16 protein-coding genes are annotated in these 14,416 nt (G+C 75.5%); 8 read left to right on the top strand and 8 right to left on the bottom strand.

Annotated features, from left to right (window positions below; translation table 11 throughout):
- Window positions 1–18: 18 nt before the first annotated feature.
- On the top strand, window positions 19–999 hold the full coding sequence (gene tatC / locus AC0CYZ_RS11445) for a twin-arginine translocase subunit TatC (RefSeq protein WP_472215353.1): 981 nt from the start codon (window positions 19–21) through the stop codon (window positions 997–999).
- Here the strand turns inward: tatC and AC0CYZ_RS11440 are convergent.
- The 3 genes from AC0CYZ_RS11440 to AC0CYZ_RS11430 all read right to left on the bottom strand — a co-directional run bounded on the left by AC0CYZ_RS11440 (window position 992) and on the right by AC0CYZ_RS11430 (window position 2,768).
- Window positions 992–1,309 (bottom strand): hypothetical protein, encoded by a 318-nt coding sequence (locus tag AC0CYZ_RS11440; RefSeq protein WP_472215350.1) that lies wholly within the window; start codon window positions 1,307–1,309, stop codon window positions 992–994. The genes tatC and AC0CYZ_RS11440 overlap by 8 nt on opposite strands.
- A gap of 177 nt (window positions 1,310–1,486) precedes the next feature.
- On the bottom strand, window positions 1,487–2,263 hold the full coding sequence (locus AC0CYZ_RS11435; RefSeq protein WP_472215348.1) for a DUF1990 family protein: 777 nt from the start codon (window positions 2,261–2,263) through the stop codon (window positions 1,487–1,489).
- A gap of 28 nt (window positions 2,264–2,291) precedes the next feature.
- Window positions 2,292–2,768, bottom strand: coding sequence for an SRPBCC family protein (locus AC0CYZ_RS11430; protein WP_472215346.1), 477 nt, complete (start codon window positions 2,766–2,768; stop codon window positions 2,292–2,294).
- A gap of 135 nt (window positions 2,769–2,903) precedes the next feature.
- Between AC0CYZ_RS11430 and AC0CYZ_RS11425 the strand changes: the two genes are divergently transcribed.
- The 3 genes from AC0CYZ_RS11425 to AC0CYZ_RS11415 are packed head-to-tail and all read left to right on the top strand — an operon-like array spanning window position 2,904 to window position 4,982.
- Window positions 2,904–3,377, top strand: coding sequence for a MarR family winged helix-turn-helix transcriptional regulator (locus tag AC0CYZ_RS11425; protein ID WP_472215344.1), 474 nt, complete (start codon window positions 2,904–2,906; stop codon window positions 3,375–3,377).
- Window positions 3,374–4,195 carry an ABC transporter ATP-binding protein gene (locus AC0CYZ_RS11420; protein ID WP_472215342.1) on the top strand — a complete coding sequence of 274 codons (822 nt, stop codon included), beginning with the start codon at window positions 3,374–3,376 and terminating at the stop codon, window positions 4,193–4,195. The genes AC0CYZ_RS11425 and AC0CYZ_RS11420 overlap by 4 nt, the downstream gene beginning before the upstream one ends.
- Entirely contained in the window at window positions 4,155–4,982 is an 828-nt protein-coding gene (locus tag AC0CYZ_RS11415; protein WP_472215339.1) for an ABC transporter permease, read from the top strand. Before AC0CYZ_RS11420 ends, AC0CYZ_RS11415 begins: the two co-directional genes overlap by 41 nt.
- Window positions 4,983–4,990: 8 nt before the next feature.
- Here the strand turns inward: AC0CYZ_RS11415 and AC0CYZ_RS11410 are convergent, their stop codons facing one another.
- Entirely contained in the window at window positions 4,991–6,583 is a 1,593-nt protein-coding gene (locus AC0CYZ_RS11410; RefSeq protein WP_472215337.1) for a class I adenylate-forming enzyme family protein, read from the bottom strand.
- Between the two features lie 155 nt (window positions 6,584–6,738).
- Between AC0CYZ_RS11410 and AC0CYZ_RS11405 the strand changes: the two genes are divergently transcribed.
- Together AC0CYZ_RS11405 and AC0CYZ_RS11400 are read left to right on the top strand one after the other, a co-directional pair.
- Window positions 6,739–7,383, top strand: coding sequence for a TetR/AcrR family transcriptional regulator (locus AC0CYZ_RS11405; RefSeq protein ID WP_472215351.1), 645 nt, complete (start codon window positions 6,739–6,741; stop codon window positions 7,381–7,383).
- A 171-nt stretch (window positions 7,384–7,554) separates the two neighbouring features.
- The gene (locus tag AC0CYZ_RS11400) at window positions 7,555–8,376 is read left to right on the top strand and encodes an adenylate/guanylate cyclase domain-containing protein (protein ID WP_472215335.1); all 822 of its coding nucleotides are present in this window, start codon (window positions 7,555–7,557) and stop codon (window positions 8,374–8,376) included.
- Here AC0CYZ_RS11400 and AC0CYZ_RS11395 read toward each other — a convergent pair.
- Window positions 8,373–8,789, bottom strand: coding sequence for a DUF2000 family protein (locus AC0CYZ_RS11395; protein ID WP_472215333.1), 417 nt, complete (start codon window positions 8,787–8,789; stop codon window positions 8,373–8,375). The genes AC0CYZ_RS11400 and AC0CYZ_RS11395 overlap by 4 nt on opposite strands.
- Before the next feature lie 50 nt (window positions 8,790–8,839).
- Between AC0CYZ_RS11395 and AC0CYZ_RS11390 the strand changes: the two genes are divergently transcribed.
- On the top strand, window positions 8,840–9,679 hold the full coding sequence (locus AC0CYZ_RS11390) for a helix-turn-helix domain-containing protein (protein WP_472215331.1): 840 nt from the start codon (window positions 8,840–8,842) through the stop codon (window positions 9,677–9,679).
- Here the strand turns inward: AC0CYZ_RS11390 and AC0CYZ_RS11385 are convergent.
- Complete coding sequence (locus AC0CYZ_RS11385) at window positions 9,603–10,319, bottom strand: TetR/AcrR family transcriptional regulator (protein ID WP_472215329.1); 717 nt, start codon at window positions 10,317–10,319, stop codon at window positions 9,603–9,605. The genes AC0CYZ_RS11390 and AC0CYZ_RS11385 overlap by 77 nt on opposite strands.
- Before the next feature lie 85 nt (window positions 10,320–10,404).
- Here AC0CYZ_RS11385 and AC0CYZ_RS11380 point away from each other — a divergent pair, with 85 nt between their 5' ends.
- Window positions 10,405–11,268 (top strand): NAD(P)H-binding protein, encoded by an 864-nt coding sequence (locus tag AC0CYZ_RS11380; RefSeq protein ID WP_472215327.1) that lies wholly within the window; start codon window positions 10,405–10,407, stop codon window positions 11,266–11,268.
- A 123-nt stretch (window positions 11,269–11,391) separates the two neighbouring features.
- On the opposite strand, the gene AC0CYZ_RS11375 is transcribed toward AC0CYZ_RS11380, so the two are convergent.
- Both AC0CYZ_RS11375 and AC0CYZ_RS11370 read right to left on the bottom strand, forming a co-directional pair.
- Complete coding sequence (locus tag AC0CYZ_RS11375) at window positions 11,392–12,765, bottom strand: UDP-glucose dehydrogenase family protein (RefSeq protein WP_472215325.1); 1,374 nt, start codon at window positions 12,763–12,765, stop codon at window positions 11,392–11,394.
- Window positions 12,766–12,892: 127 nt separating this feature from the next.
- Window positions 12,893–14,212 (bottom strand): hypothetical protein, encoded by a 1,320-nt coding sequence (locus AC0CYZ_RS11370; protein WP_472215324.1) that lies wholly within the window; start codon window positions 14,210–14,212, stop codon window positions 12,893–12,895.
- Window positions 14,213–14,416: the final 204 nt, after the last annotated feature.

The raw sequence follows: 14,416 nt of genomic DNA, 5'->3' as shown, positions 1-14,416 counted from the left end.
GTGGCACGACCGTCGTGGATGCGGGTCCCCCGCTGGCTGCGCCCGCGTCAGGGCAACCCCGACGGGACGATGACGCTGCTCGAGCACATCCACGAGCTGCGCCGGCGCCTCATGATCGGGGTCATCGCGATCGTCGTCGGGACGATCATCGGCGTCGTCTGGTACCAGAACCAGATCTTCGGCCTGCCCTCGCTGGGACAGCTGCTCACCGAGCCGTACTGCCGGCTGCCCCCGAGCGCGCGTCTGACCCTCGGAAACCCGAACCAGTGCCAGCTGGTGGCGTTCGCGCCGTTCGAGCAGCTCGCCCTCCTGATCAAGGTGGGCGTCGCGGCGGGCGTCGTGCTCTCGAGCCCGGTGTGGCTCTCGCAGCTGTGGGGCTTCATCACCCCGGGCCTGCACGCGCACGAGCGGAAGTTCGCCCGCGTGTTCATCGCCACCGGCACGGTGCTCTTCGTCGCGGGCGCGGTCCTGGCCTACCTGGTGCTCACCCAGGCCCTGTACTTCCTGGTGACCGTCGGCGGCGGCATTCAGATCACCGCGCTGCGCGGCGAGGACTACTTCAGCCTGCTCATCACCCTGCTCGTCATCTTCGGCGTGAGCTTCGAGCTGCCGCTGCTGATGGTCATGCTCAACCGTGTCGGGATCTTCCCCTACGCGAAGATCAAGGCGTGGCGTCGCGGGCTGATCTTCGCGATCTTCGTGTTCGCCGCCGTCGCCACGCCCGGCCAGGACCCGTTCTCGATGCTGGCCCTCGGGTGCTCGCTCACGGTGCTCTTCGAGCTCGCCGCGCAGATCTGCCGGGTCCACGACAAGCGGGCCGTGCGGGCGTCGCCGTGGGCGGGACTCGCCGACGACGAGGCCGGCCCGTCTCCGGTGGCAGGACCGGCGGTGACCGTGGAGCCGGTCCGGGCCTCGGCGCCGGCCGCGCCCTCGTCGCTGGACGGCCCGTCGTCGAACGGCTCGGGGCCGCCGTCGTCGGGCTACGACGACATCACGTAGGCAGGCGCGCTCCGCGCACCTCGTGGACGTGCCGGGGCCGCAGCGGTCGCCCGAGCCCGTCGTGGTGTCCCCCGGCCAGGCCGCACCAGGTGCAGTCCGGCTCGACGCTGCGCGGCGCGGGCACGGTCACGGCCGCGGGGTCCGGCGCGAGCGGCCGGTGGCGGCGCCAGAGCCACCGCGCGAGCACGACGAGCCCGCCCACGACCAGGGCGACCACGGCCAGCCATTTGAGGAGCAGGACCGCACACAACGCGATGACGATGCCCACCGGGGCACTCGGCACGGGGACGCGCAGCGGGCTGGACGACACCGATCGAGGGTAGGTCGTGACCGACCGTGGGCCGCGGCGACGCGCCGGAGGCGGAGCTCGAGGGCCCCGGGAACGAGAAGGGCCCCGGGAACGAGAATGGCCCCGACGGTCCGCGAGGTCGGGGGTCCCGCGGCCCGTCGGGGCTCACACCGGTTGTCGTCCGCGGGCCCGGCGTCGTTACGCCGACGCGGCGGAATCCTGCGAGGGATTCCCGCCGCCCTGCGTCGCCACCTCGTCCGTCCAGGTCAGCGAGCGGGTGGTGACGTCGACGCCGTCGGGTGAGAGGCCGCCGGCGAGGGAGGCGGCCCGCACGCAGCAGTGCACCCAGAGCTGGAACTGGATCTCGCGGGCGACGCCGATCCGGTTGTAGACGACGTCGGCGAGCAGATCCCCCGCGCGGGCCCAGGTGCTGATCGTGAACTCGAGCCCGTCAGGCACCGTGGTCGCGGCGAACTCGATCTGGCCGGCCTCCAGGTGCCCGGTGAGGGTCGCGAGCCGGAACGACGAGCGCTCGGGGCCATCGGAGCGGTCGACGACGCGGACCGGCCCGTCCCACGGCCCCGGCATCCGCACGACGAACTCGTCCCCGACGGCGAGCGCGTGGCCGTCGCTGCCCATCCGGTCGAAGCGCGCGACGCCGGGCACCATCGCCTGGTTCATGTCGGCGGCGAGCACCGCGATCAGGGCGTGCGGCGTCAGGCGGGGCGAGGTCACCCGGGCGCGGAACACGCGGTGGAGCATCGGGCCGTAGCCGGCGTCCACGGGCTGGTCGCGCCCGCCGGCGTCGAGCAGCGGCGGGGGTGCGTCGTCCGCGGCGTTCCCGTCGAGGCGACGGTGCGTCACGCGGACGCCGGGGAGCCCCCAGATGCGGCCGAGCGCGACGAGGCCGCGCGGGAGCTCGGTCAGCATGAGGGCCTCACGCACGACCTGGCGCGGCCCGGGGACGATCTGCACCCCGTCCGGATACCCGCGATCAGCGGTTCTAGTGGGTGCGCCGCGCGACAGCGGGCCCGTGGCCCGGACGCGACCGGAGGGCACGCTGCCCGGTCTCGCAGCGCCGGCGCAGCGCGTCGGCGAGCCCCTCGACGTGCACCGGCCGCGTCGCCCCCGTCATGCGGCCGACGACCGTGCCGAGCCAGCCGGAGCACTCCTGCGTGAACCCCACGCGCGTGCCGGGCGGTTCCGGGGTCATCTCGACGTCGAGGCGGAGGGTCGACCCGACGCCGACCTCGTGCCAGGTGAAGCCGCGGTGCGGGCGGACCTCGGCGACCTGCCACTCCCGCACGGGCAGGTTCCGGGCGCACACCCGCACGCCCCCGCCGACGACGAGCGGCCCGCCGTCGTAGGGGACCACCTCCCGCAGGGTCGGGGCCCACTCCGGCCACCGCGCCACGTCGACGAGGACCGCCCACACATAGTCGGGGCACGCCGCGACGGCCACCTCGTGGTGCTGGTGCACGCGGGGCCTCCTCGCCCGTCGACGGCTCTGCGACGAGGGTAGGCACCGCCGGGGCCCGGACGGAACGTCCGGCGGCCGGAGTGACGGCCATCGCCCGGGTCGACGACACCTCTGTGTCAGAGCTAATCTTCTCCGGTGACCGTCACCGCCGGGCTCGCCGAGGGCCTCATGCCCGCGGTCGTCGCGCTGCGCCGGGCCGTGCGGCGCCGCACGCGCGAGCGGATGGACCTCCCGGCCCTGCCGCCGGCCCAGGTGGAGCTGCTGCGCACGGTCCAGGACTCCCCCGGGATCGGGGTGGCCGCGGCGGCGCGGGCGCTGCGGCTGGCCGAGAACTCGGTGAGCACCCTGGTGCGCGCCGCCGTTGCCGACGGCCACCTGCGCCGCACCCCCGATCCCGCCGACCGGCGCGCGGCCCGGCTCGAGCTCACCGAGGCCGCCCACGAGCGGCTGCGCCGGTGGCGGGCCACGCGCACCGACGTCGTCGGCACCGCGCTCGCCCGCCTCGACCCCGCCGACCACGCCGCCCTCGAGGCCGCGCTGCCCGCCCTGCACCGGCTCCTCGACGCCGTCGAGGCCGATCCGCACCACCAGGAGGGAGGCACCCCGTGACGACCGCGACCACCGACCCGGTCCGCACCGAGGGCCTGCACTACGCCTTCGGCGACCACGTCGCCGTGGACGGCCTCGACCTCGCGCTGCACCCGGGCGAGGTGTTCGGCCTGCTCGGGCCCAACGGCGCGGGCAAGACCACGACGATCCGGGTGATCACGACGCTGCTGCCCGCGCCGCCGGGGACGGTGACGGTCGCGGGTCTCGACGTCGCCCGCCACCGCCGCCAGGTCCGGCGCCTGCTCGGCTACGTGCCCCAGCAGCTCTCCGCCGACGCCTCGCTCACCGGCCGGGAGAACGTCGCGCTGTTCGCGCGCCTGTTCGACCTGCCGCGCCGGGACCGCGCGGCCGCCGTCGACGCCGTCCTCGACGCCATGGGGCTGTCCGAGGCGGCCGACCGCACCGCCTCGACCTACTCCGGCGGCATGGTCCGCCGTCTCGAGCTGGCCCAGGCCCTCGTCAGCGCCCCGCAGGTGCTGGTGCTCGACGAGCCCACCGTCGGGCTCGACCCGGTGGCCCGCTCCGGGGTGTGGGACCGCATCCACGAGGTGCGCCGCGAGACCGGGATGACGGTGCTCGTCACCACCCACGCCATGGAGGAGGCGGAGCTGCACTGCGACCGGGTCGCCCTCCTGCACCGCGGCCGCAAGCGCGCCGAGGGCACCCCCGCGGAGCTCACGGCCGCGCTGGGACCGGACGCGACCCTCGACGACGTCTTCCGCCACCACACCGGCGACACCCTGGCCCCGGGGTCCGCCGGAGAAGGGAGCCTGCGCGATGTCCGTACTGCCCGCCGCACCGCCCGCCGCGTCGGCTGAGCGCCTCACGCCCGTCGGCGAGGTGGCACTGCTGGCCCGCCGCGTCGGCGCCATGTGCCTGGTCGAGCTGCAGAAGCTGCGCCACGACCGGACCGAGCTGATCACCCGCACGATCCAGCCGGCGCTCTGGCTGGTCGTGTTCGGGACGACGTTCAGCCGCATCCACGCGATCCCGACCGGCTCGACGCCCTACCTGGACTTCCTCGCGCCCGGCATCCTGGCCCAGTCCGCCCTGTTCGTCGCGATCTTCTACGGCATCCAGGTCATCTGGGAGCGCGACGCCGGGGTGCTGGCCAAACTCCTGGTGACCCCGACGCCGCGGGCCGCGCTGGTCACGTCCAAGGCGTTCGCGGCCGGGATCCGCGCGCTGGTCCAGGCGCTCGTCGTCGTCGTGATCGCGTTGCTGCTCGGCGTCGGGATCACGCCGAACCCGCTGCACTGGGTGGCCGCGGCCGCCGTCGTCGTGCTCGGGTCGGCGTTCTTCTGCTGCCTGTCGATCACGCTGGCGGGCGTCGTGCTCTCCCGCGACCGGCTCATGGGCATCGGGCAGGCGATCACGATGCCGCTGTTCTTCGCCTCCAACGCGCTCTACCCGGTGGCCGTCATGCCGGGGTGGCTGCAGTGGATCAGCCACGTCAACCCGCTGTCCTACGAGGTGGACGCGCTGCGGGGACTGCTCGTCGGGACGCCGGCGCGCGTCGGGCTGGACGCGGTCGTGCTCGTCGTCGCGGCCGTCGCCATGATCTCGATCGCCTCGGCGCTGCTGCCGCGGCTGGCCCGGGGCTGAGCTCGGGCTCAGATCCGGGTCGCGCGGCCCTGCCACCAGGCGTCGCGGAGCTCCCGCTTGAGGATCTTCCCGGCGCCGGACTTCGGGAGCGGCTCGACGCGCAGGTCGACCCCGCGGGGCACCTTGTACCCCGCGATGGTCAGCCGGCAGTGGGCGACGAGCTCGTCGGCGGTGACCTCGGCCCGGGTCTGCACGACGGCGTGCACCGCCTCGCCGAAGCGCTCGTCGGGCACCCCGAACACCGCCGCCTCGACCACGGCGGGGTGGGAGTAGAGCGCGTTCTCGACCTCGGCCGAGTACACGTTCTCGCCACCGGAGACGATCATGTCCTTGGCGCGGTCGACGAGGAACAGGTAGCCGGCGTCGTCGAGGTAGCCCAGGTCGCCCGAGGTGAACCAGCCCCCGCGCAGGACCTTCGCGGTCTCCTCGGGCTTGTGCCAGTAGCCGGCGGTGACGTTGGCCCCGCGGATCGCGACCTCGCCGACCTCGCCGGGCGGCACGGGGGCCTCGTCCGGATCGCCGCCGACCTCGACGATCGCCACCTCGACCCCGACCGCAGGGCGCCCGCACGACATCGCCCGCGGGGAGTCCAGGCGCAGCTGCTCGTCGGGGTGCAGCGTCACGATCGGCGAGGTCTCGGTGAGCCCGTAGATGTGGAGCATCGAGGCGTGCGGGAACGTCGCGTGGGTCCGCCGGAGCAGCTCGAGCGCCGCCGGGCTCGAGCCGTGGGAGAGCCAGCGCAGGCTCGAGACGTCGCGGGGGCGTTCCCGCTGCGCGACGGCGAGGGCGTCCATCATCGTGGGCACCACCAGGGTCGCGGTGACCCGCTCGCGCTCCACGACGTCGAGCACGCCGCCGCCGGTGAACGCCGGGACGAGCACCTGGGTGCCGGCCGCCCACGTCGTGGCCAGCGCGCCGATGGTGCCGGCCGCGTGGAACATCGGGGCCACCACCATGAATCGGGTGTCCTCGGTGAACGGCCAGCACGCCATGAAGTGCAGGGCGTTGGCGACGAGGTTGCCGTGGGTGAGCATCACGCCCTTGGCCGCGCCGGTCGTGCCGCCCGTGTAGAAGATGCCCGCCAGGTCGTGCTCGCCGGGCGCGTCCTCGCCGTCGGGCAGCACGCCGGGGTCGGCGGCGTCGGCGAGCAGCGCCTCGTACTCGTCCCCGAGGCCGACCACCCGGACGTCGAGATCGGCCACCCCCGCCACGTCCCGGTCGGTGAACAGCACCCGCGTGCCCGAGTCGGCGAGCGAATAGCACCGCTCCGGGTCGGAGTGGCGGGTGTTCAGCGGGACGATGACGAGGCCCGCGATCGGCAGCGCGAGGTGCAGCTCGAGGTAGCGGTGGCAGTTCGGGCCGAGCACCGCGACCCGGTCGCCCCGGCGCAGGCCGAGGGCCGCGCACGCCGCGATCAGCCGCCGGACGCGCACCCCGAGCTCGCGGTAGGTCAGCGTGGCGTGGGGGCAGACGACCGCGGTCGCGTCGGGCGCGACGGCGAGGGCGCGGCGCAGTGGGGCGGCGATGGTGCGCGTGGCGTTGCGGGCGTCCCCCGCGGGGGCGAGGTCCGTGCCCGGGCGGTGCGCCGCCGTCGTCGTCATCGACGTGCCTCCCCCTGTGCCGAACGATCGTTCGGTGGGTAGGGTAGCAGCTGACCCGGGCGACACCACCCCTCCGATCGGCCGCGCACCCTGCGCGGACGCGGGGCGCCCATCACGGTGCGGGAGATCATGACGGGAGCCCGGGGATGAGCGCCATGCGCGAGGACACCGCGGCCCGTCGCCGGGGCGAGCGGAGCGACGGGAAGACCTCCAGGCCCGGACGCCGACCGACCAACGCCGAGCCCTACACGCTGGACTCGCTCGTCGAGGTGGCCGCCCGCGCGTTCCTCGACCGCGGCTACGACGCCACCAGCATGGAGGACCTCTCGCGCGCCGCGGGGATCACCAAGTCGTCCTTCTACCACCACGTCTCCGGCAAGGAGGCACTGCTGCGCGGGGCGCTCGACCGCGCGCTGGACGGCCTGTTCGGCATCCTGGGCGAGCCGGACGCGCTCGGCGGCCCCGCGGTGGCGCGCCTGCGGTACATCGTCCGGCGCCAGGTGGAGGTCCTCGCCACCGAGCTGCCCTACGTGACGCTGCTGCTGCGCCTGCGCGGCAACACCGAGACCGAGCGGTGGGCGCTGGTCCGGCGCCGCGAGTTCGACCAGGCCGTCGCGGCGCTCGTCCGCGAGGCCACCGAGGCCGGCGCGACCCGGCCCGAGATCGACCCGGTGGTGGCCGCCCGGCTGCTCTCGGGGACGGTGAACTCGCTCATCGAGTGGTACCGCGCCGACCGGGTGGACCTGGCCGAGCTCGTCGACGCCGTCGAGCGCCAGGTCTTCGACGGCCTGCTGGCCTGACGCGCACGGCCTGACGCGCGCGGCCGGGCGACCTCCCGCCCGGCATCACCACTGCGAATCCGGGTCCCGGGGACCCGGATCTCCGGGAGTGGTGGCGGTCGGCCGCCGCAGCCCCTCACCGCGGCCACCCTGGCCGTCCACACGGATGATCGTCACCGGTAGAAAGTGCCCGTGGACTCCGACGACGCGACCCCCGCGGCCGCCGACCGGCTCGCGCGGCTGCGCGCCGGGGCCGTCCGGGCGGGCGAGCGGGCCCGGGAGCTGGACCGCTCCCCCGCGCTGCAGCAGGCCGTGAAGCGGCTGCGCGGCGTCCTGCCCGGCGACGCCCACTTCGGTGACCCCCTCTCCCTCGGCGGCGCCCGCCACACCGAGGCCGTGGGGCGGGCGGTCGTCGGTCTGACCGGGGACCGGCCCGGGGTCACCCGCGAGCTGGGCCTGGGCGGCCTGCAGGTGTGGCAGTCGGTGCTCGAGCGGTTCGGGCGAGGCGGCGGCGAGCACGAGGTGGTGCTCGTGTTCACCGACCTCGTCGAGTTCTCCCGCTGGGGCCTGCGGGCCGGCGACGACGAGGTGCTGCGGGTGCTCCGCGAGGTCGGCGACGCCTGGGAGCCGCCCATGACCGAGCGCGCGGGCACCGTCGTCAAGCGCCTCGGCGACGGCCTGATGGTCGCCTTCGCCGACCCGGCCGCGGCCCTGGCGGCCGTCGTCGAGGCCCGTCGCCGGCTCGGGGAGCTCCACGTCGAGGGCTGGTCCCCGCGGATGCGGGCCGGCCTGCACTCGGGGCGGCCGCGCCGGGTCGGCGGCGACTACCTCGGGGTCGCGGTGAACACCGCGGCGCGCCTCGGCGAGGCCGCGAAGGCCGACGAGATCCTCATCAGCGGCGACCTGCTGCGCCGCCTCGACGCCACCACGGTGACCACCCGGCGCCGCCGGCGGATGCGGCTCAAGGGCGCGCCGGCGGACCTCGAGGTGTACGCGGTGGAGGCGTCCGGCTAGGGGTGCATCCGCGCCCCCTTCACGATCTTGTCGGCGGCGTTGCGCGGCGCGTGCACCGCGACCCCGACCAGGTCGAGCTTCTCGCGGGGCACCGCCGCGACGGCGGCGCGGTTCTCCTCGTCGCCCCCGGTCGCGAACAGGTCGGCGGTGAAGACCGGCACCGTCAGGCCGCGGTCGACCGCCCGGCGGTGCGCCGCCCGGACCGTCGCCGCGTCCCCCTCGAGGACGACCACCGGCTGGCGGAACATCGGGGCGTACACCGTGCCGTCGGCGTCGACGTAGGGCTCGCCGATCAGTTCCGGCGTGGTCGCCGCGAGGCCGCTGACGAGGAACGCGGTGACGTTGAGGCGCTGCCAGGTCGCGAGGTCGTCGCGGAGCACGACGACGATCTTGGTGTCGAAGCGGGTGGTCATGGCGACCACGATCTGCCGTCGGGACCTCCGCGTTCTTGTACGTTCCTGGGGTGGCGGAGGCGTCGCGGGTCCGGGCGTGGCGCCCGGACGTGCCCGGCATCGACGAGGTGTTCCACGCCCGCTTCGTCGACCACGCCTACCCGCCGCACACGCACGCGACGTGGACGCTGCTCGTCGTCGACGACGGCGCGGTGCGCTACGACCTCGACCGCGCCGAGCACGGCGCCGTCTCCTCGGCGGTGACGCTGCTGCCGCCCGGGGTCGCGCACGACGGCCGGTCGGCGACGGTGGGCGGGTTCCGCAAGCGGGTCCTCTACCTCGACGACGCGGCGCTGCCCGCCGGCCTCGTCGGCCGGGCGGTCGACCGGCCCGCCGTCGTCGACGACGTCCTGCGCGGCGCGGTCGACCGGCTCCACCGCGTGCTCGACCGGCCCGGCGACGAGCTCGCGGCGCGGTCGGGGCTGGCGCTCGTCACCGACCGGCTCGTGGCCCACCTCCACCGCGGGGGTCCCGACGCCGAGGCGGTGCGGGACCCGCGGACCGCGGGCGCGCTGCGCGACCTGCTCGACGCCCACGTCGTCGACGGGCTCACGCTCGACGCGGCGGCCGCGGTCCTGCACGTGACGCCGACGCACCTGGTGAAGGCGTTCGCGGCGGAGTTCGGGCTGCCCCCGCACCGCTACCTGGTCGGGCGCCGGGTGGACCTCGCGCGCCGGCTGCTGCTGGCCGGGCTCCCGGCCGCCCGGGTCGCGGCGGAGGCCGGCTTCCACGACCAGGCGCACCTCACGCGGCACTTCCGGCGCCTGCTCGGGGTCACGCCGGGCCGCTACGTGCGCTCCGCGCGACCTTCTCGAGCCACTCGGCCAGCAGGCCCCGCTCGGCGGTGGTGAGGACGGCGGGCAGTGCCGGATCGTCGAGCGCGGCCCGCAGCGACACCGCCGCCGCGACCGGGCCCGCCGCGGCCGGCTCCGCGGCGTCCGTCGTGATCGCGGCGACGACCGCCTCGCGCGCGGCGTCGGAGAGACCGGGATCGCGCTGCTCGGGGGGCACGGCGATGAGCGAGAGCGCGACGCCGCTGCCCGCCGCGTGCACGAGCCCGACCGCGCGGTCCTCGCCGACGCGCAGCCGCCCGGCGACGGCGATGCGGCGGACCAGCGCGGCGAGCACCGCGAACGCCGCGCGGGCCGCCGGGGAGTGCCCCTCGCCGGTGGGCCGCGCGTACATCACCGTGTAGAGCGCGGGCCGGGAGAGGGCGAGGCCGACGTGGAGGTCCCACCCGGTGCGCAGGTCCGCGACCGGGTCGTCGGTCTCCTCCCGGACGGTCTTCTCGGCGAGGTAGCGCTCGAACCCGTGGGTGACCACGGCGTCGAGCAGCCCCTGCTTGTCCCCGAACAGGCGGTAGATGGTCGGCGCCTGGACCCCGGCGGCGGCGCCCACCGCACGCGTCGAGACCGCGTCCTCGCCGCCGGACTCGAGCAGGCGCGCCGCCGCGTCGACGATCCGGCCCCGCGGCCCGTCGGCGTCCGTCACGGCTAACGATGCTAACAGCACGCCGTTAGCGGAACGGTGTTTCCAGTGCTACCGTCCCGCCGGTAGCAACGCTAGGGAGGCGCTCGTGATCGTCGTGACCGGAGGCAGCGGGGTACTGGGCCGGGGCGTGGTGGAGCGGCTGCTCGACCACGTCCCCGCCGACGGGATCGCCGTGAGCGTGCGCGACGTGGACGCCGCCGCCGACCTCGCCGCCCGCGGGGTCCGGGTGCGCCGCGGGGACTTCGCCGAGCCGGCCACGCTCGACGCGGCGTTCGAGGGCGCGGACCAGGTGCTCGTCGTCAGCGTGGACGCCCTCGGCGACGAGGCCCGCGCCTGGCACCGGGCCGCGATCGAGGCCGCGGTGGCGGCCGGCGCCCGGCGCGTCCTCTACACCTCGCACCAGGGCGCCCGGCCGGACCCGCTCTTCGCGGCGGCGCCGGACCACGCCGCCGCCGAGGACGTCCTCGCCGCGACCGGCGTGCCGTGGACGTCGTTGGCGAACGGCTTCTACGCCGAGACCGTCCCGATGCTGCTCGGGGACGCGGCGAGCACCGGGGAGCTGCGCCTGCCCGCCGACGGCCCGGTCGCCTGGACGACGCGGGCCGACCTCGCGGCGGCGACCGCCCGCCTGCTCGTCGCGGGCGCCCCCGACGGGCGCACGGCCGCGCTCACCGGGCCGGAGGCGCTCGACATGGACGCGGTCGCGGAGATCGCGGGCGAGGTCACCGGCCGCCCGATCCGCCGGGTCGTCGTCGAGGACGCCGAGTACCGGTCGACGCTGGTGGGGAACGGCGTCCCCGGGCACGCCGCGGACATGCTCGTCGGGATGTTCGCCGCGAGCCGCCGGGGCGACTTCGCGCCGGCGGACCCGACGCTGGCCGGGCTGGTGGGCCGGCCGGCGACCTCGCTGCGGGAGTTCCTGGGCGCCGCGCTCAGCCCGGCCCGCTGAGCTGGACGCCCCCGGGCCCGGATGGTGTGGCCGTCCCGGGACGTACGAACGGGCGGTTCGTCACCTTCGATGGTGATCAACCGGCCGTTCGTACGTCGAGGGGCGGTGCAGGACCGCGGCGTCCTAGTCGTCGAGCGTGCCGTCCCCGCGGCGGCCGAGGCCGACGGCGACCAGCCCGGCGCGGCGCAGCAGCGCGGGGTCGACGAGGTTGCGGGTGTCGACCACCAGCGGTCGCTTCATCGCCGCCGCCATCACCGACCAGTCCAGCGACCGGAACTGCGGCCACTCGGTGAGCACCAGCACCGCCTCGGCGCCCTGCGCCGCCGACACCGCGTCCGCGGCCAGCGGCACCCCCTCGATCTCGCTCGGCGCCGGCACCCCGTCGCGGAACTTCATCGCCTCCGGGCCCTCCACGAACGCCGGGTCGAACCCCACCAGGTCCGCCCCGGCCTGGCGCAGCAGCGCCGCGATCGCCAGCGCCGGCGAGTCCCGCAGGTCGTCGGTCCCGGCCTTGAACGTCAACCCCAGCAGCGCCAGCCGCACCCGCGACAGCGACCCGGTCCGCTTCCCGGTCACCGCCAGACGCACCTTGTCCACGATCCGCTGCCGCTGCCGGGTGTTCGTGTCGATCGTCGCCCGCAGCAACCGGAACTCGAAGTCCGCCGCGTCCGCCACCTGCAGCAGCGCGTGGGTGTCCTTGGGCAGGCACGACCCGCCCCACCCCGGACCGGGCGAGAGGAACGCCTGCCCGATCCGCCGGTCGTAACCGATCCCCTCGGTGACGTCCGAGATGTCCGCGCCCACCCGCTCGCACAGCTCGGCCATCGCGTTCACGTACGACAGCTTCATCGCCAGGAAACAGTTCGCCGCGTACTTCATCAGCTCCGCCGACGCCGCGTCGGTCAGCACCGTCGGCGCCCCCAACCGGGCGTACAGCGCCGCCACCCGCTCCGCGGCGTCCTGGTTGTCCGAGCCCACCACGATCCGGTCCGGGCCCAGGAAGTCCTTGACCGCCGCGCCCTCCCGCAGGAACTCCGGGTTCGACACCACCGCCACGTCGTCGCGCTCGAGCATCTCCGCGGTCCGCGCCGCGGTCCCCACCGGCACCGTCGACTTGTTCACCACGACCGTGCCCGGCGCCAACGACGCCCCGATCTCCTCCATCACCGACTCCACCGCGCGCAGGTCGGCCACCCCACCGGCACCCATCGGCGTCGGCACGCACAGGAACACCACCTCGGGCGACCGGTCCTCCTCGAAGGACTCCAACGCCGCCGAGTTGCCCACCACGAACGACAACCGGCCCGCCGAGGTCTGCTCGGCCACCAGCTCCGACAGGCCCGGCTCCACGATGTCCACGACCCCGCGGCGCAACCGCTCCACCTTCGCCGAGTCGATGTCCGCGCACACCACCTCGTGACCCAGCGACGCCAGACACGCCCCCGTCGTCAGCCCGACGTAGCCCGTCCCCACCACCATGACCCGTCGTGCGAACACGTCGGACTCCCCTCTCCGTCCGGCTCCGCCCGGTCCCTCGGCGGCCGCGCCTGCGATCAGCGGTCCCTCTCGGCCGTGCCTACGCTGCCAGATCACGGTCGGTGAGCGGACGACGACGGGGTCCGGCTCACCCGGCCCCGACGACCGCGTTCACGTAGTCCTGCCGGGTCACCCCGGACGACGGGTCGTCGAGCACGGCCTCGAACGCGAGGAAGAAGCCCGCGAGCCCACAGCCGCGGGCGTAGGCCGGGCTGCGGCGGACCTGGGCGGCCTCGGGGTCGGAGCTCCCCGTCCCCCCGGTCTGCGGGCCGGGCGGGCCGGGGTTCTCGCCGACCGCGGCGAGGCCCGCGCGGGCGGCCTGGGCCCGGGCGAAGCGGAGGTTCGACCAGCTCGCGACGGGCGTGCCGGCGGTGACGCTGGCGGTGGCGTCGCCGGCGGCGCACTGGTCCTGGGCGGGGCGCAGGGCCCGGGCGGTCACGGCGGTGGCGTCGTCGACCCCGGTGAGGTCGACGACCAGCGGGCCACTGACGTTGCCGGCGAGGACCGGGAACTGGTCGACGTAGTTCAGCCCGCGGCCGAGGGAGCCGTCGCGGTCGCCGGCACCGTTCAGCAGCGCGTTCACCGCCGTGGTGAGGTCCGCAGGCAGCACGCCCTTGCCGGGCGAGGGGAGGTGGACCGCACCGCCGTACCCCGCGGCACGCAGCGCGTCGACCTGCCCCTTGAGCGCGTAGACCAGCGAGCGGGAGTACCAGAGGAACCAGTTGCGGGCCATCGCCGCGGTGACCGTCGTGCCGTTCCAGGTCGTGCGGCCCGGGACCCAGCCGGGCATCGGCGTCCTCGGGGTGCCGGGGGCGAGCCCGGTGCCCTGTTGCGGGGCGGCGCCGAAGGCCCACCAGCTCTGCAGGAAGCCGTCGCCCGCCTCGTTCGGGCCCGGGAACCCGACCTCGCCCGCGGTGCTGGTGCCGACGCGGACGCCGTCGAGCCGGGCGGCGGGCAGGCCGGCCACGAGCCGGGTCAGGTAGTCGGCCTCGGCGCCGCGCACCGTGGCGGAGAAGACGGTGTCGACGGCGCCGGTCGTCGGGCTCGCGCCGCGCTGGTCCACCAGCGCCGCCCCCGCCAGGCCCCGCACCCACGACGGCGGGTACTGCGTGCCGGTGCCGAGCACGACGTGGATCCCGGCGTCCAGGCACGCGGTGACGCGGGCGCGCAGGTCCTCGGCGTAGCCGGCGTCGACGACCCCGGCCGCCGCGGGCAGGTAGCGGTCCCAGTAGGCCTCGACCTCGACGAGCCCGATCCCGGCGGCCCGGTGCGCGGCGATGTCCGGGGCACTGCACGTGGAGGCCAGGACCCCCCACGCGGGATCGCCCGCGGCGTGCGCGGGGACGGGAGGGCCGGCGAGGAGCATGAGGGGGACGAGGGTGACGAGTACCCCGAGTCCGGCCGTCACGCGACGGCGCCCGGGTCGCACTGCGCGAACCAGGCGTGTCGAACGGGGGAGCGTGTTCACCCGTTCAGCCTAAAAGCGCGTCGAGGGTGACGTCGATAGGCACGCTCTGCGCAGTCCGATAACGATCAGGGCGACCGTCATCCGCGGGTCGAGCCGCTCGCGACGGCACGGTCGGTCCGCTCGTCGAGCGATCCGGCCGGGGCC

This window comes from Actinomycetospora sp. (assembly GCF_055612215.1).
Note: the sequence above shows the minus strand (reverse complement) of the source record. Positions and strands in the feature narration are given on the sequence as shown.